The 24,216-nt window shown below is 40.7% G+C and carries 16 protein-coding genes and 2 pseudogenes; 8 read left to right on the top strand and 10 right to left on the bottom strand.

Annotation, left to right across the window (positions count from 1 at the left end; genetic code table 11):
* From AC1M83_RS08205 to AC1M83_RS08170, 8 genes and pseudogenes are all read left to right on the top strand, one after another.
* Window positions 1-399: pseudogene (locus AC1M83_RS08205) on the top strand (AMIN domain-containing protein); the annotation flags it as partial.
* 360 nt (window positions 400-759) lie between these two features.
* Window positions 760-2,490 (top strand): annotated as a pseudogene (locus tag AC1M83_RS08200) (type IV pilus secretin PilQ); the annotation flags it as partial.
* A 36-nt stretch (window positions 2,491-2,526) separates the two neighbouring features.
* Window positions 2,527-3,069: a shikimate kinase AroK gene (aroK, locus tag AC1M83_RS08195; protein WP_035263975.1), complete on the top strand. Its 543-nt coding sequence runs from the start codon at window positions 2,527-2,529 to the stop codon at window positions 3,067-3,069.
* Window positions 3,070-3,094: 25 nt separating this feature from the next.
* Entirely contained in the window at window positions 3,095-4,174 is a 1,080-nt protein-coding gene (gene aroB, locus AC1M83_RS08190; protein ID WP_481589151.1) for a 3-dehydroquinate synthase, read from the top strand.
* 14 nt (window positions 4,175-4,188) lie between these two features.
* The gene (locus tag AC1M83_RS08185; protein ID WP_481590422.1) at window positions 4,189-5,034 is read left to right on the top strand and encodes a hypothetical protein; all 846 of its coding nucleotides are present in this window, start codon (window positions 4,189-4,191) and stop codon (window positions 5,032-5,034) included.
* Between the two features lie 413 nt (window positions 5,035-5,447).
* Window positions 5,448-9,923, top strand: a complete 4,476-nt coding sequence (gltB, locus tag AC1M83_RS08180) for a glutamate synthase large subunit (protein ID WP_171076729.1) — start codon at window positions 5,448-5,450, stop codon at window positions 9,921-9,923.
* Window positions 9,924-9,995: 72 nt separating this feature from the next.
* On the top strand, window positions 9,996-11,417 hold the full coding sequence (locus AC1M83_RS08175) for an FAD-dependent oxidoreductase (RefSeq protein ID WP_035263992.1): 1,422 nt from the start codon (window positions 9,996-9,998) through the stop codon (window positions 11,415-11,417).
* Window positions 11,418-11,698: 281 nt separating this feature from the next.
* Window positions 11,699-12,589: a metal-dependent hydrolase gene (locus AC1M83_RS08170; RefSeq protein WP_481589148.1), complete on the top strand. Its 891-nt coding sequence runs from the start codon at window positions 11,699-11,701 to the stop codon at window positions 12,587-12,589.
* A 33-nt stretch (window positions 12,590-12,622) separates the two neighbouring features.
* On the opposite strand, the gene AC1M83_RS08165 is transcribed toward AC1M83_RS08170, so the two are convergent.
* From AC1M83_RS08165 to AC1M83_RS08120, 10 genes are all read right to left on the bottom strand, one after another.
* Window positions 12,623-13,009, bottom strand: a complete 387-nt coding sequence (locus tag AC1M83_RS08165; protein WP_481590464.1) for a Na+/H+ antiporter subunit G — start codon at window positions 13,007-13,009, stop codon at window positions 12,623-12,625.
* Window positions 13,010-13,024: 15 nt separating this feature from the next.
* Window positions 13,025-13,300, bottom strand: a complete 276-nt coding sequence (locus AC1M83_RS08160) for a monovalent cation/H+ antiporter subunit F (RefSeq protein WP_092767266.1) — start codon at window positions 13,298-13,300, stop codon at window positions 13,025-13,027.
* Window positions 13,297-13,821, bottom strand: coding sequence for a Na+/H+ antiporter subunit E (locus AC1M83_RS08155; RefSeq protein WP_416224323.1), 525 nt, complete (start codon window positions 13,819-13,821; stop codon window positions 13,297-13,299). The genes AC1M83_RS08160 and AC1M83_RS08155 overlap by 4 nt, the downstream gene beginning before the upstream one ends.
* A gap of 3 nt (window positions 13,822-13,824) precedes the next feature.
* Window positions 13,825-15,636: a monovalent cation/H+ antiporter subunit D gene (locus AC1M83_RS08150; RefSeq protein ID WP_481590421.1), complete on the bottom strand. Its 1,812-nt coding sequence runs from the start codon at window positions 15,634-15,636 to the stop codon at window positions 13,825-13,827.
* Window positions 15,636-16,001 (bottom strand): Na+/H+ antiporter subunit C, encoded by a 366-nt coding sequence (locus AC1M83_RS08145; RefSeq protein ID WP_092767259.1) that lies wholly within the window; start codon window positions 15,999-16,001, stop codon window positions 15,636-15,638. Before AC1M83_RS08145 ends, AC1M83_RS08150 begins: the two co-directional genes overlap by 1 nt.
* A gap of 3 nt (window positions 16,002-16,004) precedes the next feature.
* Entirely contained in the window at window positions 16,005-18,842 is a 2,838-nt protein-coding gene (locus AC1M83_RS08140; protein ID WP_481590420.1) for a monovalent cation/H+ antiporter subunit A, read from the bottom strand.
* A 314-nt stretch (window positions 18,843-19,156) separates the two neighbouring features.
* Window positions 19,157-20,524, bottom strand: a complete 1,368-nt coding sequence (locus tag AC1M83_RS08135) for an AAA family ATPase (RefSeq protein ID WP_481590419.1) — start codon at window positions 20,522-20,524, stop codon at window positions 19,157-19,159.
* A 27-nt stretch (window positions 20,525-20,551) separates the two neighbouring features.
* Window positions 20,552-22,045 carry a UvrD-helicase domain-containing protein gene (locus tag AC1M83_RS08130; protein ID WP_481590418.1) on the bottom strand — a complete coding sequence of 498 codons (1,494 nt, stop codon included), beginning with the start codon at window positions 22,043-22,045 and terminating at the stop codon, window positions 20,552-20,554.
* A gap of 163 nt (window positions 22,046-22,208) precedes the next feature.
* On the bottom strand, window positions 22,209-22,991 hold the full coding sequence (hisIE, locus tag AC1M83_RS08125) for a bifunctional phosphoribosyl-AMP cyclohydrolase/phosphoribosyl-ATP diphosphatase HisIE (RefSeq protein WP_092767251.1): 783 nt from the start codon (window positions 22,989-22,991) through the stop codon (window positions 22,209-22,211).
* A gap of 91 nt (window positions 22,992-23,082) precedes the next feature.
* Entirely contained in the window at window positions 23,083-24,168 is a 1,086-nt protein-coding gene (locus tag AC1M83_RS08120; protein ID WP_035264022.1) for a patatin-like phospholipase domain-containing protein, read from the bottom strand.
* Window positions 24,169-24,216 lie beyond the last annotated feature (48 nt).

Here is a 24,216-nt window from a genome sequence, read left to right as displayed (position 1 = left end):
ATGAAAAAGAGTATGCAAAATTTTTGGGGTGGGGATCGACAGTATATGAACCGTTTTCTTCGTCAATTCGCTATGACCACTGTTTCTATAGCTGTTATGCAGGCAGCGGCGGCTAAAACTACGATGACCAATATTGTGCCTTTGCAGGTGCCAGGTCAAGGAACAGAAATCCGTGTCATGTTTAACGGATTACCTCCACAGCCACAGTCGTATCAATTGGAAAATCCATCTCGACTGGTTTTGGATTTTATGCAGGCAGGTCAAACACTGGCGAATACTAAAATACCTGTGTCGACCACTGAAGCAAACTCAGTTGAAGTCATTTCTAATGATCAGCGTTCACGGTTAACTGTCAATTTAACGCAAAAGGGGAGCTACACGACACGTGTTGAAGGTAATACCTTTATTTTAAAAATAAATAATCCAAACTCTGCGAAAGTGGCAACACCAGCGGCGCCAGTGGTTACACAAGCCAAAGCAGCAGAACCAGCGCCTAAAACAAGTGTTTTAAAGCCAGTCATACGTCCTAATCTGACGAATAACGTTACACCTGTTGCGGCTACAACTGTGGCCACGACACCTGTAACGCCAACACCTGTGATTCCTGTTGCAGCACAGCAGGTATTGAAACCAACTGCACCAACGCCTACGGTTTTAAGACCTGCCGCTCCACCTGCACCAGTGGTTCGTCAGCAAGTTGCAGCACCTGTACCACCTCCAGTAGCTCCTGTTTATCAGCAGCCTGTTGCGTATACACCGCCAGCACCTGTCGCTTATCAAGCAGTAGAACAAGGACTGCAAGATATTGGTTTTGAGCGCGGTAGTGCAGGTGAGGGACAAGTTGTACTGAATTTAAAAACAGCAGATACACCAGTGGATGTACAACAGCAAGGTAGCAAAGTTGTGGTGCGTTTCCTCGGTAACAAAATTCCATCGCATTTGGTGCGCCGTTTAAACGTTAATGATTTTGCGACGCCTGTCTCTACAGTAGACGCTTATAATGATAAGTCAAATGGTGTAATTTCCATTCAGTCGAGCGGTAGCTTCGAATATATGGCTTATCAAACAGATGGTAAGTTAACCATTAGTCTAAAACGCCCAGAAGAGAAAAAAGGCTTAAGCAGCCAAAATCGCACACCGAAATATACAGGTAATAAGATTTCTCTCGACTTCCAAGACATTGAAGTGCGCCGCGTATTACAATTGTTGGCTGATTTTACCGGTATTAATATGGTGACTTCGGATTCAGTTCAAGGGAATATTACATTACGCTTAAAAGATGTGCCTTGGGATCAAGCGCTTGATATTGTAATGAAAACCAAGAACTTGGATAAGCGTCGCAACGGAAACGTGATTTGGATTGCACCTGTTCCAGAATTGATTAAAGCCGAAGAAGAAGAGGCGAAAGCCATTGCACAAAGTGTGAAATTGGCACCATTGCAAACCGAATATATTCAATTGAGCTATGCCAAAGTTGAAGATATTGAAAAGCTGATTACTGAAGGTCGTAACAGCCGTTCATCTAATGGTAATAATACAAATTCAACAACTGACCCATTGGGGGATAGTGTCGGGTCATTATTAAGTCCACGTGGTACAGTTTCAATTGATCCACGTACCAATACATTGATCATTAACGATACAGTTCAAAAAATTGATCAAATTCGCAAGATGATTGATTTATTGGATGTTTCTGTAAAACAAGTCATGATCGAAGCTCGTATTGTACGCGCGACAACAGATTTCACTAAAGAAATGGGTGTGAAATGGGGGGTAGTATCGAAAGGTGTTGCAACCAATAATGATCTTTTGGTTGGTGGTAGTGATCAAACGCTGTGGGATTTAAAATCACCAAGTGAGGATGGTCGTTATAATATTCAACGTCCTGATAACTTAAATGTGGATTTAGGTGTGGCTGGGGCTGCAGGTAAAATTGCATTTGGTTTAATCAATATGTCTGATTTTATGCTGGACCTTGAGTTGTCGGCACTACAAGCTGATGGCTACGGTGAAGTTATTTCTACTCCAAAAGTTCTCACTGCTGATAAGCAACAAGCGAAAGTTGCTTCAGGTCAGGAAATCCCTTACCAAACCACTGAAACTGCAGGTGGTGCTGCAACGGCGACGACTTCCTTTAAAGAAGCGTTGTTAAGCTTAGAGGTAACACCAAGTATTACGCCTGATGGTAAAATTCAAATGAAATTGAATATTACCAGTGATTCACCAGCAGGTTATGCACAGAATGGTGAAATCATTTTGAATAAAAATCAAATTGATACCAATGTGCTTGTGAACAACGGTGAAACTGTGGTGTTAGGTGGTATTTTCGAGCAAGAAACGATTTTTAACCAAACCAAGGTGCCTTTCTTTGGTGATATTCCTGCTGTTGGTCGTCTATTCCGTAAAGACAGTAAAACAGAGAATAAGCGTGAGTTATTAATCTTTGTGACACCAAGAATTGTTAATGACAGGCAAACTAGAAACAATTAATATAGTTTCAATGAAAGCAATTCAATAGGTGACTCCTTGCCAAGCAAAGAGTTTGAAACCCTACCGAATATTTATTTGGTAGGGCCCATGGGAGCTGGTAAAACAACCGTTGGTCGACATCTTGCAGATTTACTTCATCGAGAGTTTCTTGATAGTGATCATGAGATAGAAAGAAAAACTGGGGCGACCATCCCATGGATTTTTGAGAAAGAGGGTGAACAGGGATTCAGACATCGTGAATCACTGGTAATTGATGATTTAACATCAAAACAAAATTTAGTTGTTGCGACGGGTGGCGGTGCAGTTACTCAGTCGATTAATCGATCTTATCTAAAAGATCGAGGTATTGTGATTTATCTTTATACTCCCGTAGAAATACAACTTCAAAGAACCTACCGTGATAAAAATCGACCTTTATTACAAGTCGAAAATCCTGAACAGAAATTACGTGAATTATTGAATATTCGTGATCCGCTGTATCGTGAAGTTGCACATCATATTATTGAAACGAATCAAGGTGCTGCGCGTGATTTGGCACAACGTATTCTTAATGTGATTGTCGCAAAAGAATTGAATTAAATGTGTTTTATTGGCTTATAACATCATGCAAACCTTATTCGTTGAACTCGGTGAACGCCGTTATCCTATTTTCATTGGTAGTGATTTAGATCCGCAACAATTACTTGAACCCTATATTCATGGGCAACAGGTCATGATTGTCACCAATGAAACGGTTAAACCGTTGTATTTAAATCACTATGTATCAGCTGTGGAAGGTTTAGGTAAAAAAGTTGAGACATGTGTTCTACCTGATGGTGAATGTTATAAAAATATTGAACATTTGAATTTAATTTTTGATGCCTTGCTTGAGGCAGGATTTAACCGAGATTGTACAGTGCTTGCCTTGGGTGGAGGGGTGATTGGTGACATGGCTGGATTTGCATCAGCTTGTTTCCAACGCGGAGTGTATTTTATTCAAGTCCCGACCACGCTGCTATCGCAAGTCGATTCGAGCGTTGGCGGTAAAACTGGAATCAACCACCCATTAGGCAAAAACATGATTGGTGCATTTCAGCAGCCACAGGTCGTGCTTGCGGATATGGCGCAACTTAAAACATTGCCTGAGCGTGAGTTGTCAGCAGGTTTGGCTGAAGTCATTAAGTATGCCCTATTAGGAGATGTTGTTTTTCTTGCATGGCTTGAGGAAAACATGGATGGTCTCGTTGCACAACATCCAGAATTACTTGCTGAAGCAGTGTACCGCTCTTGTGCACACAAAGCGCGAATTGTGGCCAATGACGAGAAAGAACAGGGTGAGCGTGCATTACTGAATTTAGGTCATACCTTTGGACATGCGATTGAATCTTATCTGGGATATGGTGAGTGGTTACATGGTGAGGCTGTGGCGACGGGAATGGTGATGGCGGCAGATTTATCTTATTTAATGGGGTGGATCACAGAAGCTGACCTTGAACGTACAAAAATTATCATTCAACGTGCGAAATTACCGATAAAATGTCCTCAAATTCCACTTGATGAATTTTTGGCATATATGTCTCATGACAAAAAAGTCCTGAATGGTCAATTACGTTTAGTGCTCTTGAAGTCGCTAGGGCAAGCAGTAATTACCAAAGAGTTTGATGTGGAATTAATGAAACAAGCGATTTTACGTAATCAAGCATAATCTTAGGTTTTCTCATGACGGTACGCCACTCATCCCCACGCACAGCGCAACAATATATTTGGTTGATCGGTGGCATACTGTTTTTAGTCGCATCTTTTGTATTCTGGATTTTGACTGATAGCAAAGAGTTGGTTACTCAGTCTAAGCAAATTGAAGAAACTCAAGTCCAGATTCAACCTGAAAAGGTGGCAGCAACAAATTATTTGGGCGGGCTGACTGATCAAGTGCGACCTTTGGAATTAACTGCGCGTAAAGTGGCTTCAGGAAACCATTTGCCTGAATTTAGAGGCACAAAGTTTATTCAAGACAATAAAAATAATTATTATATCGAACTATTTCGCGTTACCAATGAAGATGTAATTAAAAGTTTTCTTAATAAGCAAACTGATCGTAAACCATATATTTATTTTCGTTTGAGTGGTGAGGATCAAGTTGAACAGTACATTTTGGGTTATGGGCTGTTTATGGGGGAAGGTGCTGCCAAGACAACTTTAAATGGATTGGATTTAAAGTTACCACCTTCTGTAGCGCCTAAAGTTGCTGGCTTTAATCAGTTTGTGGGTCAAGTCAATGACATGGGTTCTGAAGAACTAACAACTGCAAAATTATACGAAATTAAATTACGACCTGCAGCGGTACCATTGATTGATGAGTCATTGCTGGTTCGTCCTAAGCCAACCCCTGTGGCTGATCCTGCTAAGGCAACAACCAATGTGACTATTACAAGAAAAGATCAGTCAGGAAATGTGGTTGATGTGAGACGTTCGCAATCGAATGTTGACCCTATTTCGAGCGATAATTCAAAGAATAATACGGATAAACGGAGTCAAGAGGCTCAAATTAGTGATCCATTTAATTAAAATGGTATAAAATGGCGCAAAATTAAACGAAAGCATAATAAATTTGCACATCATTGGTGCGATAAAGTGGTTCTAATTTGGTGCCTTTTCGGTTAATAATGACAAAATAATTGAAATAAAACGCTTGCACGGAATAAATAAATATTGGCATAGATTTTGCTTTATTGGTGCACTGATTAAGTAAATTGTCCCTATTTTGGAGCGAAGACCTTAATTTAGTGTGCGATTTAGTCAAATTGATCTGCTTTAAATGAGTGCAAATCGTCTCGTACATTTGTGAAATTAAATCAGAAAAGACGTTCAATAACGAAAGACATACAGAATCATGTCTTTGTTTTATAAAGAAATCGTATTTGAAGAATAGATAAGTTTTGCCCAATGAGGGCCATGTTGAAGAAGGGTACGCTATGCACATGCCATCGCCTAATACTGTAGCTCCCGCTAAAGGTCTATACCAACCGGATGAGTTTAAAGATAACTGTGGTTTCGGATTAATCGCCCATATGCAAGGTGATGCGAGTCATGACTTGGTCAAGACCGCGATTCATAGTTTAAGTTGTATGACGCACCGCGGTGGTATTGCTGCAGATGGTAAGACGGGTGATGGATGTGGTCTACTATTGGCTATGCCTAAGCAATTCTTCCGTGAAGAAGCAAAACGTTTAAGTGATATTACACTCAGTGAAATTTTTGCAGTAGGTACAGTTTTTCTTAGCCTAGATCCTGCAATTGCTGCACATGCAAAACAAGTGCTGACTAAAGAAATTGAATCAGAAGGTTTGCGTGTAATTGCATGGCGTTTAGTGCCAACCAATAATGAAGCATTAGGCTCAATTGCGATGCAGTCTTTGCCAGCATTTGAACAAGTAATTGTTAACTGTCCAATGGGTGTTGAAGAGGTTGAGTTTAACCGTAAGTTATTCTTGGCTCGACGTCGTGCTGAACAAAAATTAAGTCAAGATAGTTCATTCTACGTTACAACACTTTGTTCAACTGTGATCTCTTATAAAGGCTTAATGATGCCTGAAGCGATTGCAGATTTTTATACAGATTTAGCTGATCCACGTTTGGAATCACACATTGTAGTGTTCCATCAGCGTTTCTCAACCAATACATTGCCACGTTGGCCATTGGCACAACCTTTCCGTTACTTAGCGCACAATGGTGAAATTAATACCATTACAGCAAACCGTAACTGGGCGATGGCACGTACACCAAAGTTTGAAAACCCGCTCTTACCTGGTTTAACTGAGCTCAACCCAATCGTAAACCGTACTGGCTCTGACTCTTCAAGTTTAGACAACATGCTCGAGATTTTGGTTGGTGGAGGTATGGATTTATTCCGTGCACTACGTATGCTCGTTCCACCAGCATGGCAAAACGTTGAAACTTTAGATGCTGATTTACGTGCATTCTATGAGTTTAACTCTAAACATATGGAAGCATGGGACGGGCCAGCAGGTCTTGTGATTCAAGATGGTCGTCATGCGATTTGTATGCTTGACCGTAATGGCTTACGTCCTGCACGTTGGGTAATTACTAAGAATGGTTACATCACACTTGCATCAGAAATTGGTGTCTGGGGTTATGAACCAGAAGACGTAGTATCTAAAGGTCGTGTTGGACCAGGTCAGATCTTAGTCATTGACACTTTCACTGGCAAATTGCTGGATACTAAAGACGTCAGTAATCATCTGAAAAAAATGCGTCCTTATCGTCAATGGTTGCGTGAAAATTCAGTGCGTATCCAAGGCAGCCCAGAGCTAGAAGAATATCTATGTGATCAAGGCTTAAAAGGCGATGCTTTAAAAGCAGCGCAAAAAATGTTTATGGTGACATTTGAAGAGCGAGATCAGTTATTACGTCCAATCGCTGAAAGTGGTCAAGAAGCAGTAGGTTCGATGGGTGATGATACGCCGATGGCTGTATTGTCTCGTCAAGTACGCCATGTAACAGATTACTTCCGTCAACAGTTTGCTCAGGTAACCAATCCACCAATCGATCCATTACGTGAATCGATCGTAATGTCTTTAGAAACATGTTTGGGTCGTGAACAAAATGTATTTGAACAAGGTCCAGAGCATGCGGATCGATTAATTATTTCAAGTCCTGTACTGTCAAACTCTAAAATGCATCAAATTCGCACTTTAGGTCGTAAGGGCTATGAGATTGCAGATATTGATCTAAACTATGCAGAGACTGAAGGTCTAGAAGCCGCGATTACACGTATTTGTGAAGAAGCAGCACAAGCAATTCGTGATGGCAAAACCCTATTGGTGATTTCTGATAAGAAAATTCGTGAAGGGTTCTTACCAGCCAATGCAGCGATGGTAACGGGTGCTATCCACCATTACCTCATCCATGCAGGTTTACGTACAGATGCAAACATTATTGTTGAAACAGCTTTAGCGCGTGATCCACACCAGTTTGCCGTAATGCTTGGCTTTGGCGCAACAGCAATTTACCCATATCTTGCATATGACGTCATTAATGATTTAATTGCGAAAGGTGAGTTGTTAGGTGATCCGATTCATGCGCAAGCGAATTTCCGTAAAGGGATAGAAAAAGGATTGTTGAAAGTCCTTTCAAAAATGGGTATTTCCACCGTTGCTTCATATCGCGGTGGGCAGTTGTTTGAGGCTGTTGGTTTATCTGAAGAAGTTGTTAATAAATGCTTCACAGGTGTTCCAAGCCGTATTAAAGGTGCGACTTTTGTTGATCTTGAAAATGATTTGAAAAAATTAGCAGAAACCGCTTGGAAATCACGTAAGCCAATTGAGCAAGGTGGTTTGCTGAAATTTGTATTTGATAAGGAATATCACGCTTTTAACCCTGATGTAATTAATGCTCTACATAAATCTGTACGTTCTGGGAAATATGAAGATTTCAAAGAATATGCTGAGCTTGTAAATAATCGTCCAGTGGCAACCATTCGTGATTTATTTAAACTCAAAACAGAAAATTCAATTCCACTGGATCAAGTTGAATCTGTAGAAGCGATTCTTCCGCGTTTTGACTCTGCAGGGATGTCTTTAGGGGCATTATCACCAGAAGCACATGAAGCGATTGCCATTGCAATGAATACAATTGGTGGTCGTTCGAACTCAGGTGAGGGTGGTGAAGATCCAGCGCGTTACGGCACAATCCGTAACTCAAAAATCAAACAAATCGCATCAGGTCGTTTTGGTGTAACGCCTGCTTACTTAACTTCTGCAGAAGTACTGCAAATTAAAGTGGCACAAGGTGCAAAACCGGGTGAAGGTGGTCAGTTGCCAGGTGGTAAAGTGAATGGCTTAATTGCACGTTTACGCTATTCTGTACCGGGTGTGACATTAATTTCTCCACCACCGCACCACGATATTTATTCAATCGAAGATTTATCGCAGTTAATTTTTGATTTAAAACAAGTGAACCCTCAAGCGATGGTCTCTGTAAAACTGGTATCTGAGCCAGGTGTGGGTACGATTGCTGCGGGTGTTGCAAAAGCCTATGCTGACTTTATCACCATCTCTGGTTATGACGGTGGTACAGCAGCATCGCCATTGTCTTCGATTCATCATGCAGGTTCGCCATGGGAGCTTGGTCTTTCTGAAGCGCATCAAGCCCTTCGTGTAAATGATTTGCGTGGTAAAGTTCGCGTTCAAACGGATGGTGGTTTAAAAACGGGTCTAGATGTCGTGAAAGCAGCTATTTTAGGTGCGGAAAGCTTCGGTTTTGGTTCTACACCAATGATTGCGTTGGGTTGTAAATACCTCCGTATCTGCCACTTAAATAACTGTGCGACTGGTGTAGCGACTCAGCAAGATCATTTGCGTCAAGAGCACTATATCGGCGAACCACAAATGCTTATTAACTTCTTCACCTTTATTGCTGAAGAAACACGTGAGTGGTTGGCTGCATTAGGTGTATCAAGTTTGAAAGACTTGATTGGTCGTACCGATTTACTAGAAATGCTACCTGGTGAAACAGATAAGCATGCTCACCTAGATTTAAGTGCTTTACTTGAATCACATCCAGCTGCTGAAGGCAAAGCTCAATATTGCGAAGTCGAAGGAAATGCACCATTTGATAAAGGTGTTTTGGCTGAGTCTATGATCGCAGAAATATTGCCTGCGATTGAAGCTGGTACAGGTGGTGAATACAGTTTTAGCATTGGTAACTGTGACCGTTCTATTGGGGCACGTGTTTCAGGTGAGATCGCTCGTCGCTATGGTAACTTAAGTATGGAAGCACACCCTGTTAAAGTGAATTTGACAGGTACTGCTGGACAATCACTTGGTGTATGGAATGCGGGTGGTCTGCATATCAAGCTTGAGGGTGATGCGAATGACTATGTGGGTAAAGGTATGGCGGGTGGTCGTATCTCAATTTTTCCACCGAAGGGTTCTCCATTCCAAACACAAGAAACAGCGATCATTGGTAACACATGTTTATATGGTGCAACAGGCGGTAAATTATTTGCTGCAGGTACAGCTGGTGAACGTTTTGCTGTTCGTAACTCAGGTGCGTTCGCGGTGATTGAGGGTGCTGGAGATCACTGTTGTGAATATATGACAGGTGGTATTGTGACGGTACTGGGTAAAGTTGGTCATAACTTCGGTGCGGGTATGACAGGTGGTTTTGCTTATGTACTTGATTTAGATAATGACTTTGTTGATCATTATAACCACGAGTTGATCGAGCTTAATCGTATTTCGACCGAATCAATGGAAGAACATAAAGAGTTCTTAAGCCGCATTTTAGATGAGCATATTAAGGAAACTGGTAGTGCTTGGGCGTACAAGATCCGTAACGAGTTTGATTTCTACAGCCGTAAATTCTGGTTGGTGAAACCAAAAGCTGCAAACTTGCAGACTTTATTAAAAACAACTCAAGCTGATCCTCAATAATTCCACTACTGCAGATATATAGGAAGATGCAGCTGAACTAACAACAGACTGCATCTACCCACGGAGAGAGACATGGCAGAACGCCTTAATAATGACTTTCAATTCCTGGATGTCGCACGCCAAGATCCAGAGAAAAAAGATCTCAACGTCCGCAAAGCTGAGTTTGTGGAAATTTATAAACCTTTTACAGCCGAAGTTGCTAAAAACCAAACACATCGTTGTTTAGGTTGCGGTAACCCTTACTGTGAATGGAAATGTCCAGTACATAACTATATTCCAAACTGGTTAAAACTGATTGCTGAAGGTCGTATTTTTCAAGCAGCAGAGCTTTGCCACCAAACCAATACTCTACCGGAGGTGTGTGGTCGAGTTTGTCCTCAAGACCGTTTGTGTGAAGGTGCATGTACACTAAATGATGGGTTTGGTGCGGTGACCATTGGAAATGCTGAAAAGTATATTAATGATACGGCATTTGCATTGGGCTGGCGTCCTGACATGTCTCATGTCAAATGGACAGATAAAAAAGTCGCGATTATTGGTGCAGGCCCTGCAGGTCTAGGTTGTGCGGACATTTTGGTGCGCAATGGTGTTAAACCTGTCGTATTTGATAAGCGCCCAGAAATTGGTGGTTTGCTGACCTTTGGTATTCCTGAATTTAAGATGGAAAAGGACGTGATGAAACGTCGTCGTGAAATCTTTACAGGCATGGGGATTGAATTCCGTTTAAATACAGAAATTGGCACAGACATCACTATTGATCAATTGCTTGCTGATTATGACGCTGTCTTCATGGGTATGGGAACATACACATACATGAAAGGTGGTTTCGCAGGTGAAGATTTGGAAGGTGTTTATGATGCGCTTGATTTCTTAATTGCCAATGTGAATCGTTGCCAAGGTTGGGAGAAAGATCCTTCAGAATTTATCAGTGTGGAAGGTAAGAAAGTTATTGTACTCGGTGGCGGTGATACTGCTATGGACTGTAACCGTACTTCAATCCGCCAAGGTGCAACATCTGTCACTTGTGCATACCGCCGCGATGAAGAAAACATGCCAGGTTCACGCCGTGAAGTTAAAAATGCGCGAGAAGAAGGTGTTGAATTTCAGTTCAATCGTCAGCCGATCGAAATCGTGGGTGAGAATGGAAAGGTCACAGGTGTTAAATTTGTGACGACTCAACTCAGTGAGCCTGATAGTCGTGGTCGTCGCAGTCCTGAACCGATCCCAGGTTCAGAGGAAATCTTACCTGCTGATGCAGTGCTGTTGGCCTTTGGTTTCCGTACAAGCCCTGCAGAATGGTTTAATGATGTAAGTATTAATTTAGATGGTTCAGGTCGTGTCGTTGCTCCTGAGCATCAACAATACAAGTTCCAAACTTCTAATCCGAAAATCTTTGCCGGTGGAGATATGGTGCGTGGTTCTGACTTGGTCGTAACTGCGATTTGGGAAGGACGTCAGGCTGCTGAAGGTATTTTAGATTATCTTGATGTTTAAACGAAAACATGCCTTACAAAAAATCCTACTTCGGTAGGATTTTTCATTTATATGCATGACTTGTTTGACAATCTCTTGTTGAATATTCAAAAGTATCCAATTCAAGAACTATCTTACGAATCATGTAATTAAATTAAAAAAGAGAATGGAGTTGTAATTTAATTTGCGACTTTATTGGCAAAAAATATAATTTATTTGTCTGTGTGGTTATTTTTGCAATATTAAATCTGATTTATTCTGACAGTATGAATAAGAAATGCTATATCCATATAGGCTCTAAAATGACAACTACACAAATCGCCAAAGATAAATCTTATTTAAATCGTCCAAAAGCGATTGGGATTACCGTACGACGTTTAAATTATAATCCTAAAGCCATACGACGCCATTTTTTCGCGAATTCTCCTGTCATGTCACACTTGTTGACGGCACTTTCTTCTACCTTTCCAATTGGTGAACAATTCTTTGTTCATAGTGTTCGTAATGTACGAGATAAAGTGAAAGATGAAAAATTACAAGCGCAGATTGCAGCATTTATTGGTCAAGAAGCGATGCATTCAAAAGCACATGCGGAATTTAATGACGCTTGGCGCCGTGATGATTATCAACTTGACAACTTTCAAGCATGGTTAGCGCGACGCGATGAATTTATTCGTACTACCCATCCAAAATTGCAGTTAGCAATTACCTGTGCTTTTGAGCATTTTACAGCGTTATTGGGTGGTTATATTCTTCGTCATCCTGAAGTCCTGTCGACCTTAGATGAAGATGCAACTAAGCTTTGGGTGTGGCATGCTATTGAAGAAATTGAACATCGAGCAGTTGCATTTGATGTCTATCAAGCGGTATACAAAGATACCAAAGTGCGCCGCAATATTATGCGTAGCGTAACCACAGGTTTCGCGAGTCTTACATTTTATTCAGCGACTCGATTATTTTGGCAAGATCGTCGAAAAAGCTTACCGAAGGTCAGTGGAAACTTATATGGTATTTACCTGATTTCTAAAATGATGATCGAGCTAATTCCAGAATATTTATCATATTACAAAGAAGATTTTCATCCTTCTGAAATTGACTATACGGATATCGTGAATCATTGGAAGGCAAAATTAGCTGAAGAATATCAAGTGGAAGGCTTCCAAGAGCATCCCCAACCTGTACTATATAGCTAACAAAAAAAACCTAGCGAAAGCTAGGTTTTTTTATTACTTAGATGAGTCTTGATTAAACTGACGCATTCTTCTTTGGCGCTGCCAAGGGAGAGGGCGGTCTAGTGCTTCGGGGACATCGCCTGATGTAGAGCGTAAACGTAAATGTAATGCAGCTTGTGCAATTAAATTTGCCGATACAGGCGCCGTAATAAAGGCAAGTAATGTAATCAGTAGTTCAGCAAACCCAAAGCGACTATGAAAAGCTGAATAAATCATAGCTGCTATTAAAAAACTACCTAGGCCTAGTGTGCTCGACTTTGTAGGGGCATGCAGACGCATGAATAGGTCAGGCAATTTCACCATTCCAATTCCACCTACAAGTGTAAAAAAGGCACCATTGATCAGGAAGAAGGAAACTAAGATTTCCATAATCAGCTGAATATTCATAGTTTTCTCCTAGTCCACCACATGGCCTGTCGTAAAATAGCGAGCCAATGCTGCTGTCGATACGAAACCGAGCATGGCTACCAATAGTGCACCTTCAAATAAAGAGGTGCTAGCCCAATAAATTCCTAGAACCACAACTAAACACGTAGCATTCAGAAATAAAGTATCTAATGCAAGTAGTCGATCAACCATTGAAGGACCGATTACAAGACGGATTAGACAAAGCAACATTGAAATCGTAATTCCAATTAAGCTAATTCCCAATACATAAGGAAGAATGATCATTGAGAATCTCCTTGCTGTTTTACATGGAAAATTGCGATGAGAGGCGCTTCGTAGCGCTGTTTGATTTCTAAAATATCAGCCTCTGGATTGTCTGTATTAATCGAGTGAACAAGAATATCTCCACGTTCTTGGTCGATTCCAGCACTGACTGTACCAGGAGTAGTCGTAATGATCATTGCCAGTAAACTGTTTACTTGGTCATGATCCGTATCTAGAGGTACCCGATACCACTTAGGGTGTAGACGATCAGTAGGTCCTAGGACTTGTTTAGCAACACGAATATTACTGATGATAATGTCCCATAACACAACAAAAACCAGTTTAACTGCTAAATCCCAATGAATATTGGGTGTACGAACGATAAAAGGTTGTACTAGCTTAGGAATGACTAAACCAATAAGAATAGCAACCAATATATCAAACAACGCTGCGCTGTTAGCCAACATCAGCCAACTGATAGCCACGATAACTGAAACAAAAGGATGTGGCATGATTCGATCAAATAGAGAGCTCTTTTGTATCATTTACTGCTCCATCGGTTGAAGCTTAGATTGGGCTTCTTCAGGTTGTCGCTGGTTCAATTCTTGTTCTTTGATTTGACGGCGCTTGAACTCTGAGATGTGTTCGCCCTCAAGTGATTTTTCACTTATAACATGTGGAATATAATGTGCATTTGGGTCTGCAAACTCTCCGCCGTATTTTGTTTCTGGAAGATAATTGGGATCAAATGGTTGTACACTAATTACTTCACCACGTTCATCCATTTTTAAAACAGCATTAATATATTGTTCTGAATCATTTAACTGATTTGCAGTTTGTTGAATATACTGTGTGACTGGATGAGCAAATATCACATAAGCGATTAAACTTATAATAAAGACAAAAATTGTGGTGTCATTACGTGGAGGTGCCTTGCTTGGTAACTTTTGATATTCATGATAAGACTCTTGATTAGGGTCATTTTCTGGTACAGTTGAACGCCATAAAATAACGAATCCTAAGCGCGTGAAAGCTATGATACTAAGCAAGCTCACAATCAGAATGACAATAATAATGAGCAATTGATAGCTAGATACAGAGGCCGCTTGAAGGATAAATACTTTTCCAAAGAATCCACTGAAGGGTGGAAGCCCTGCCATCATGAGTGCAATAATGAAAAAGCAAATCGAAACTAGCGTCTGCTGTTTCATGATTGGTGCGATTTTTAGATGATCTTTGAATGCACCACGCTGCGAAGTAATCCAACCGCATAGCAAGTAGAATGCAGCGGCAATAATCGTACTATGCACGAGGTAATATAGCGCTGCAGCCCAAGCATCTGCAGTCATCAGAGAAAGGGCGATTGCAATCGTTCCTATAGACGATAGGATCATGAAACCAACAAAACGACGCATTCGCTCTGCACCAATCGCTCCAATTACACCATAAATAGTCGTAATTAAACCAATTGGAAGCAGCCAAGTGCTGAGAATTTCTCGCGAAAGCTCATCGGTGAATACGGTTCCATTCACACGTAAAATGGCATAGATACCCACTTTGGTCATGATGGTGAATAATGCGGCTACAGGGGTCGTGGCGACGGCATAAGTTTTAGGTAGCCATAGTCCGACAGGGAGGATTGCAGCCTTGATACCAAAGACTACAAACAGCATTAATCCGCCTGCAACTGCCATATTGTACTGATCACCTTCAAGTGTACGTACAATTCGACCCACATCAGCCATATTCAGGCTACCAGTATTACCATAAATCATCCCTAAGCCAATCAAAAAGAATGCAGACGCTAATAGGTTGATCGTTACATAGTGAATACCAAGTTGGAAACGTGCTTTGCCTTGACCATGTAGAAGCAATACATATGAAGCCATCAACAGCACTTCAAAGAAAACAAACAAGTTAAATAAGTCGCCTGTTAGAAATGCACCACATAATCCCATGAGTAAAAAATGGCTCATTGCATGGAAATAGCGTCCACGTTCATCCCATTCTTTACTTGCAAACCAAATAATTGGTGTCGCAAGAGCATAGGTGAGCACGAGCATAAAGGCTGCCAAACGATCTAGTACAAGTACAATGCCAAAAGGAGCTGACCACTCGCTTAAACTATACACATAGATCTGACCAGAGTTTGCCTGAATTAAGTAAATGATTGCAGTCGCTAAACCAAGAAAAACCGATGTTAAACTGATTCCACGACGCCAAGGTTGACGCCAGTCATGCGCTAAAGATCCTGAACCTGGATTACCCAATAGCACTAAAATAAATGCAGTAAATGTCGGAATTAAAATACTTAAAATTGGCGAGTGGGTGAGCCATAAATCATAAAAATTCATCATTAAGGCTCATCCTCTCTTGGGTCTGTATTGATTATTTCTTCTTTAGAGTCAACATGATCAGTACCCGATTCATAGCGACTTCTCAATGCTAGTTGCACGATAAAAGCAGTTGTGGCAAAACCGATTACAATTGCCGTTAATACAAGTGCTTGAGGTAATGGATCTGTAACTTGAGTGGCATTGGTTAAAATCGCAGGTGAATTTAATTGAATCCGCCCCATTGCAAAGAGAAATAAATTGACTGCATACCCTATCATGGCCAAGCCTAGTACCACAGGGAAAGTGCGGGCACGTAAAATCAGATAAATACCAGTGGCAACCAATAATCCAATAGCGGAGGCGAGTAAAAATTCTAAACTAATCATTCTTTACTCCTTCGGTACAGGGCCGGTGATGCTTGAGTTGCGTGAGTCGCCTAAAACGGAAATCATGAGCATTGTTGCACCAACGACTGTGACATAGACACCAACATCAAATGCTGCAGCAGATGGCAAATGCATTTTTCCGAGAATGATCGGCTCTACATAAATATGAGCACTGGTCAGGAATGGTCGACCCCAGAACCACGCAGCGACCCCAGTCAGACCAGCAATAGTTAAGCCAGTACCAATCCAAATTTCATAAAGACGCCCAGACTTTGCTCGTAAGAGTTGTTCAGTGTGATCTTGACCTAGTGCAATGTACTGAATCACAAGCGCCATTGATGTAATGAGACCTGCGATAAAGCCACCCCCTGGAAGATTATGTCCGCGTAAGAAAATATATAAGCTGACGACTAAGGCAATCGGAAGGACCCAAGATGCGGTCATTCGGAACATCAACGGTGATGGATTAAAGCGATAGGTTAAGCCTTGTGTAATGGTCGTACCATGAGCACGCATTCCATCCATTAAACACAGTGTCCCAATCGCAGCAATACCCAGTACTGTGATTTCACCAAAGGTATCAAATCCACGGAAATCGACTAAAATTACGTTCACAATATTTGAACCACCACCGAGCGGTAGAGATTGTTGAACAAAGAACCATGAGATTGAATTGTGATCACGCGTTAGAATCATCCAAGTGATCCAACCGATTCCTAGGCCTCCGATGATTGCAATCACCGCATCTCTCCAACGACGAGTGCGTGAAGATTCATAAGGCGTAAGTTGTGGTAAGAGGGACAGACTCATCAGAAGTAAAACAGTTGTGACAACATCGACTGTGATTTGTGTGAGTGCCAGGTCTGGTGCTGACATCGTAACAAAGACCATCGTCACGACAAGACCGATTGCTCCACTGATAAGAACGGCTTTAATGCGTTCATGGTGAAACCAAAGCATCATCCAGCACGCTGAAAACAGTAATAACCAAAGCACGATTGCAACCAATGGTGCATGCGTCAGTTCGCGTGTACCTGCATAAATACCTTGACCAATGAGAGGCATGGAGACTAAAGCAACAGCAAAAATTAATATCCACAATAAATAGTTTTGTAGAGAACCTGTTTCTGTTGCTCTTTTTAATTTTCGCGAATTTAAGAGCAAATGTTTGAGAAAGAGATCAAACAGGACTTTACCTTGAAGTTTGCCAAGTATTGGATCAAGGTCAATGTCACGAATTCTACTGTTCTTCGCAAGACTAAAATAAAAAATAATACCGCCAATCAATGCAATCGCACTCATCAATAAAGGCACATTAAAGCCATGCCAGATTGCTAGATGTACGCCTTCAAAAGCTGGAAGGTTGGTGCTTGCTCGTGCACCAGCATTGACGATATCGCCTACTAAGAGCGCTGGTAATAGACCCACTGCAATACATAATGTAGCTAATAAAATTGCAGGTGCACGCATACCAATTGGTGGTTCATGCGCATCTTTATTTGGAATCGCTTTGCCTAAATCACCATCAAAAAATACGCCATGAACTAAACGAACAGAATACGCGACAGCAAACAGACCTGCGAGTGTTGCAATAATTGCTGCGAAGATACCTACACCACCCGAGAGATTCGCTAATAGTTCAGTAAAGAACATTTCTTTGGATAAGAATCCATTGGTCAGTGGTACACCAGCCATTGAGGCTGCTGTGATCATGGTTAAAGTCGCTGTAAATGGAAGTAACTGCCATACCCCACTGAGTTTTCGTAAATCACGTGTACCTGTTTCATGGTCGATAATACCAGCGATCATGAATAATGCTGCTTTAAAGGTCGCATGGTTAATGATATGAAAAATAGCTGCAGCCACAGCGAGTGGTGAACCAATCCCCAGTAAGCAAACGATCAAGCCTAAATGACTAATGGTGGAGTAGGCAAGCAAACCTTTCAGATCTTCCTTAAAAATGGCAAAGAACGCGGCCATACATAAGGTAAATAAACCAATGAATGTGACGAGGTTATGATACAAAGCAGAACCAACAAAGATCGGCATTAAGCGCGCCAGTAAGAAAATTCCGGCTTTCACCATTGTCGCTGAATGCAAATAAGCTGACACGGGTGTTGGAGCAGCCATTGCATTTGGCAACCAAAAATGGAAAGGGAATTGAGCACTTTTGGTGAATGCACCTAAAAGAATAAGGAGCAAGGCTGGCACAAATAAATGACTCGATTGAATCTGCGCCGTCATATTGAGGATTTGATCAATTTGATATGTGCCAGTGATTTGACCTAATAGAATAAAACCACCGAGCATGGCTAAACCACCCATACCCGTGATGGTTAAGGCCATTCTTGAGCCACGCTGTGCTGCTTCGTAGTTACTCCAATAACCCACTAAAAGAAATGAAGAAATACTGGTCATTTCCCAAAAGACAAGAAGAATAAGTAAATTATTAGAAAGTGAAATGCCGAGCATGGCGGCCATGAACAGCATCAGTAAGAAATATAGCTTACTTAGACAGTTTTTATGATTTAAATAATAATAAGCATAAATATAAATGAGTGTCCCAATCCCTGTAATAAGGAGGGAGAAGATCAAGCCTAATGCATCAAGTCTAAAGCTTAAGTCGATACCAAACTGTGGTAACCATGACCAATGTTCAGAGATGACTTGACCTTGAAAGACGTCTTTGGCTTGAGTCAGCAACAAGATAAAACTTGTTAAGCTGACTCCAATTGCCCCTAATGCTGTCGCCCCGCGAGAGATTTTTTGCAGCCAGAGGACAAGAAAAGTGCCAAGTATTAATGGTAACAATATAATAATCGGTAGCACACTCGTATCCATAGAGTTGTAGGTCGGAACCTATGATGAGTTTTATCTTTCAAAAGCTTGAGGATGGCAAAGAGTCATCCAACTACTTAAACTTTGAAAGCCGAACGAATTTTAAAAACAAAAACAAGTTGTGTTGCGCAACTTGGAAAGCTAATGCAAAGAAATAGACATTTTTTGATTAAAAAATGAATGAGTAGATTTTATTACATGTATAAAATTACATCAAACTTTTTAGCTACACAATTCAGAATTATAGCGAAAAAAAGCTTAAATTTCTGTTTAAATTGAGTGAGTCATACCCGATTAATTCATCTAATTCCAATCAATTAGGGTGATGAAATACTCGATAAATCTCCAGCTTGGAGATACTCAATAAAGCGCTGTTTTTCTGACAATGATAAATTTTTGAAGTATTCAAACAAACGCAAGCCATCAAGCGTATCAGTAGATCGACTCACTTCAGTGATTTGATCATCTTGTAAATCATTAGCCATGAGTTGAGCAAATAGTTCATCATATTGTTCCCTGATTTGGTTTTGTTCTACTTCAACAATTTTTCTATTTTCTAACTTAAAATGTTGTACATCTACTTCATTGTTTAAAATCAATTCAGAGCATGCAGATGCGATAATTTGAATTTGTGGGAATGCTTCATGCAAACGTCTGAGTACGTTTTGCACAAAATCTTCATCTACTTGAGCATCAATATTGTCAATTAATAGAATGCCTTCACCATCAAGGCATGGGTCAATACTATGAGGATTCAGGAGACAAAGTCGTCTGACAATATCACCTACTAAACACAACCATTGACGATACGAATTAGATAATTGCGAAAAAGGAATTTCTTGACCATTTTGTACCAGCATCAATTGGATCTTGGGCGTGTATTCAATATAAATGTCACTGATCGATGGGAATAATGTCTGGATGGCTTTCTTGAGTGCTTTGAGTGATGGTAGTTGCATCTCTGCTTCAAGATTCAATAATTTTGCAACTAAATCCTCTTGGTCATGATGAGAGGATAATTTTTGATTGGTTTGAATTTTTTGAAAAACTTGTGCTAATCGTGCATTTTCGATGTCACTAATTTCACGAAACCATTCGAAGAACCGAGCAAAGGTTGTATAAGGGAGTGCTGCAAGTTCGTAGGCTGCATGTGTTTGTAATACAGCAGGATTATTTTTGCTTAGCAAATTCACTTCGTTGATAAAACGATCAGAAGGATAGTAGGCCACCATAGGCATGCCTTGAGCAGGATCTTGTTTGATCGCTTGTTGATAAAGATGAACGAGTGATTCTAATTGAGTCGTTAGCGCTTTACTATGACCTACACCTTTACTGGTTAATGTTTTATAGAGTTGCCATTCGCACAAACCCTCTTCATTGTTTTGCACGGTCGCAGCCTGTTCAATAGATCCAATATCCGTGGGATATTGAACACAAATATCTATTTTGGCTTGAATGTGTTTGTGCTTAATATCCGAATCAAGCATGACTACACCAGCGGTTCTTAAATCTTTGGCGCGTGCAGCAAACCACGTTAAAGCTTGATAAATATTTTTAATAATCGCAGTTTTACCAGAGGCCTGATCACCTAAAATAATAGATATTGGTCGTTGAGTTGGATCAAATTTAATTTTTATATCTGAAAAATGATAACAGTGACGTAACTGAATAGATTGAACTTTCATATTTTGCCTGCAACTTATCGTAGGGGATTATGCTGTTGCTTTCGTTTTAATCGTGGATTTAAGTTTGAGTTGTTGTATTAAATCATAAATATGATGAATATTTAAGCTGCTTTTTGCTCGTGTACATGCAACATAAAGTAAACGTAATTCTTCATCGCTAATTTTATGTTCTAGTCCATTAATTTTAAATTGGTAATCATCTTCTAAATGCACGCGATTCCACTCTAAACCTTTGGCTTTATGAGCGGTTGAGATTACATAGTCCGCTTGTTCAATGGGTGTGATTTTGGCAAGAGCTCGTTTGAGTGGATCTGTACCATGTTCATCAACCAATTTAACCAAAGGCTTGATGTCACTACCATCATTTGTTTCACAATATTCATGCACATCATGCCAAGAGTTGAACCAAGCTAACTCTGGAACGTCCGTTACTCTTTTACCTTGTTTAAGTAAGCTTGCAGCATCAACAAAGCGATTTAATTTCGCATGATCGGCTTGCAGGCTCACTTTTTCTCCTTGAACTAATCCTGAGAGTAAAAGTTCCATCGCGCGTGCGTTAGTACGGCACAAAATCGCATCTCGCATTTTGGTATGAGGCTTGTTGACGACTTTTGATTGGAATTCGGGGTTGCCAATCAATGGAACAGTCTCATTGAGTGCGCCTAATAAGTGATTAGCAACTTCAGCGATATCATCACCAAAACGGAATGAAGTGGTTAGGCGCGATTCGGGTAAAGGCATTTGTTGCATCGCATTGACTGCCCCACGCCATGCATAAATTTGTTGATGTGCATCGCCGACATAGATGACTTGCGTACTTTTTTGCTTGAGTAAAATCCCCAGCATCAGGGGGTCAGCATCCTGTGCTTCATCAAACAATACATAGTCTGCGGGTATAAAAGGATCTGATAAAGCCCATAATTTGAGATAGATGTCATGCCCAATGCCAGCCTGATGATTAGGGTCGATTGATTCTAACCAACGACGTTCGACTGCAGGATAAAGGTGTTGCTGTAATACCGCAATATCGTCAGCATGTAGCCAACTTGGTGCTTGAATATGGCGGGGTGCAGGATATTGCGAGCTTGTTGAACAGAAATAACTGACAGCATTTGCAACTAAGCCCGCCAAACGACTAGGCATAAGCGCATATTTTTCGTAACGCCCCCCCATGAGTCGGCGTAATGTGATGGGTTGCAAACGGTATTCTTTGGCAATAAAGCTCGGGCTCAAGCGTGGGAGTCTAAGTTTATCAGTCACTCCACGTGGAACGCTTCGAAATGCTAAAGAGTGGAATGTACGACAATCCACGCGCTGATGAAATTTTTGTTGAGCCTCGCTGGCAATCGCTTTGTTAAAGGCAAGATACATACCGCGACGCTGTTGCATCGCATCACTGACTAATTTAAGCGTTGTTGTTTTACCTGTACCTGCATAGGCAATCACTTTGAAGGATTGACCAGATTGCGCTTGTTGAATCGCAATTTCTTGTTCTAAGGTAGGTTTGACAATGACAGACACAGGTTAATAAATCTTCAATGGTTTTAAAATGATCAGTGAGTATAGCAAGAATTTACAAAGGGGAGAGTTCAATCTTCTTCTTTTTGGATGGGGAGTCTTCGGCGACTTAAAAAGCCGAATTAAATAAAAAAGCCATGTTTGAACATGGCTTTATAAGAGTAAATTAATGCGTGCGATTCGCTTTTTCAACAAGTCCTGACAGACCCTGACGTCGTGCAAGCTCATTTAAAACGAGTTGAATATCAAGATCGAAGTAACCCAGCATGACTATGGTATGGAACCAAACATCAGCAACTTCATAAATTAAATCATTTTGGTGATCCAGTGTCGCTTCTTGTTTGAAATCTTTAGCAGCAATTACCGTTTCAAAACTTTCTTCACCAATTTTTTCTAATATTTTATTGAGACCTTTATGATAAAGCTTTGCCACATAAGAAGAGTCAGGATCTGCAGATTTACGTTCTGCCATCATTTGACCAAGATAATGTAATACATCGACTTGCTCAGCTTGAGCTGTTGATGCATTCATCACTTTACTATGCGCATTCTCAGACTTTTCGCCATAAATTTGGTTCGGATCTTTCAATTGAGCGTCTACAATTTCCCAACCGTTTGATGTTAAGCGGCGATAAAAACATGATTCACGTCCTGTATGGCAAGCAATGCCACCATGTTGCTCAATTTGAAGAACGATCACATCAGCATCACAATCTAAACGAATTTCATGCACAGTTTGGAAGTGACCTGATTCTTCGCCTTTATGCCACAATTTGCTGCGTGAACGAGAGTAGTAAACAGCTTGATTTTTTTCTGCTGTAAGTGCCAAAGACTCACGATTCATCCAAGCCACCATCAACACTCGACCTGTTTGATGATGCTGAGCAATGGCAGGGATTAAACCTTGTTCGTTAAATTTTACTTCATCGAGCCATTGCGTATTGTTCATAAGGATTTCACCAGAATTAAATGAGACACTACAAAATTGTAGGTCATTAGTTTAAGCGAATAAATCTTTGTAGGGGAGAGTAGAAATTAATTTATTTAAGATCTTGCATGTATTCTTCAAAGTTTTGCTTATGGATCATTTCTAGGAATGCATCCCCTAATCGTTGACTTTCAGCTACAGACTGTTTCCAAAGCTCGATTCGTTTTTTTTGATCAAGCCCTTTCAGTGTGAAATCTTTGCGATCAGGAAGACGTCCTAAAGGAAGTGATCTTAAATAAGACTCAGAGGGTGAAATCAATACGGTTCGTGCTTGATATTCAGCATTAGATCTACGTTTTTTGAGGAACTTATCGAACCAACCTGGTGTTATTTGATCTGTAAAATGAGGGTAGAGGACAATCCCATGACTCGGTAAAGGTAGATCAATATGATAATCGATTAGCCCGCCATCACGATAAGCAGCGACATCTGCACCTTCGATATTTCTGACCGCCGGCATCAAAAATGGAATGGATGCAGATGCCATTAACCAATCTTCTAAATTTTTTTCAGTCAACGCATAATCAAGATGTTCGAATTCATTTTTGATGAGTGAAAGTCGTGAAGCGTTGTGTGGTTGGGCAATTGTACGTTGCATGAAGTGCCCAATTTTAGCTCTCGAAAAAGTATTGAGACCGATAATGCCAGCAACTGCACGGGCAAGCATAAGAGGATGATCACTTTGAAATTTTTTCGATGACTTTACTGACAAAATAGCCAAATGGTAGTCGGGATGATCAATAATTTGATTGGTTTTACCTTGAAGGAGGGCTTTAAGCATGCCGCGACAGACGTCTCCAACTTCAATAATATTCATCTTAGGTCGAAATTCAAGATGGGTATATAAGTCTGCTAATTTGGATGTGCCTGCTTGTGCACCATGCGCTGCAATACTTGCAAAACGCCAACTCCCAATGGATGAGCCTATTAAAGTTCGCTTTTTCGGTGCTTGAGCAAAGAACTCACCAAAAACAGCTTGGTCCAATCCTTGAATTCCAATACCTTTAGGACCACCTGCTGCTCCAGGAACAAAATCAACCGCACTGGCTTGTAAACCTTGTTCTTCAATGACCTGTTTTGCTTTATAACCTACATGAATATTCAAGCAAGGTTGAGTGGTCTTGAGGATCTGTATCATAAGCAATTCAGCGACTAAAACCTATTGAAGTAGTAAGTTTTGACATGA

This window comes from Acinetobacter sp. 25-47-130 (assembly GCF_056779705.1).
The sequence above is the reverse complement of the archived record's forward strand: the minus strand, read 5'-3'. Positions and strand labels throughout refer to the sequence as shown.

Coding starts and splice junctions, on each gene's coding strand:
- hisIE (WP_092767251.1), bottom strand. CDS start 22,991: ATGAACAATACGCAATGGCTCGATGAAGTAAAATTTAACGAACAAGGT.
- AC1M83_RS08170 (WP_481589148.1), top strand. CDS start 11,699: ATGACAACTACACAAATCGCCAAAGATAAATCTTATTTAAATCGTCCA.
- AC1M83_RS08160 (WP_092767266.1), bottom strand. CDS start 13,300: ATGATCATTCTTCCTTATGTATTGGGAATTAGCTTAATTGGAATTACG.
- AC1M83_RS08145 (WP_092767259.1), bottom strand. CDS start 16,001: ATGATTAGTTTAGAATTTTTACTCGCCTCCGCTATTGGATTATTGGTT.
- AC1M83_RS08185 (WP_481590422.1), top strand. CDS start 4,189: ATGACGGTACGCCACTCATCCCCACGCACAGCGCAACAATATATTTGG.
- AC1M83_RS08140 (WP_481590420.1), bottom strand. CDS start 18,842: ATGGATACGAGTGTGCTACCGATTATTATATTGTTACCATTAATACTT.
- AC1M83_RS08120 (WP_035264022.1), bottom strand. CDS start 24,168: ATGATACAGATCCTCAAGACCACTCAACCTTGCTTGAATATTCATGTA.
- AC1M83_RS08175 (WP_035263992.1), top strand. CDS start 9,996: ATGGCAGAACGCCTTAATAATGACTTTCAATTCCTGGATGTCGCACGC.
- AC1M83_RS08150 (WP_481590421.1), bottom strand. CDS start 15,636: ATGATGAATTTTTATGATTTATGGCTCACCCACTCGCCAATTTTAAGT.
- AC1M83_RS08135 (WP_481590419.1), bottom strand. CDS start 20,524: ATGAAAGTTCAATCTATTCAGTTACGTCACTGTTATCATTTTTCAGAT.
- gltB (WP_171076729.1), top strand. CDS start 5,448: ATGCCATCGCCTAATACTGTAGCTCCCGCTAAAGGTCTATACCAACCG.
- aroB (WP_481589151.1), top strand. CDS start 3,095: ATGCAAACCTTATTCGTTGAACTCGGTGAACGCCGTTATCCTATTTTC.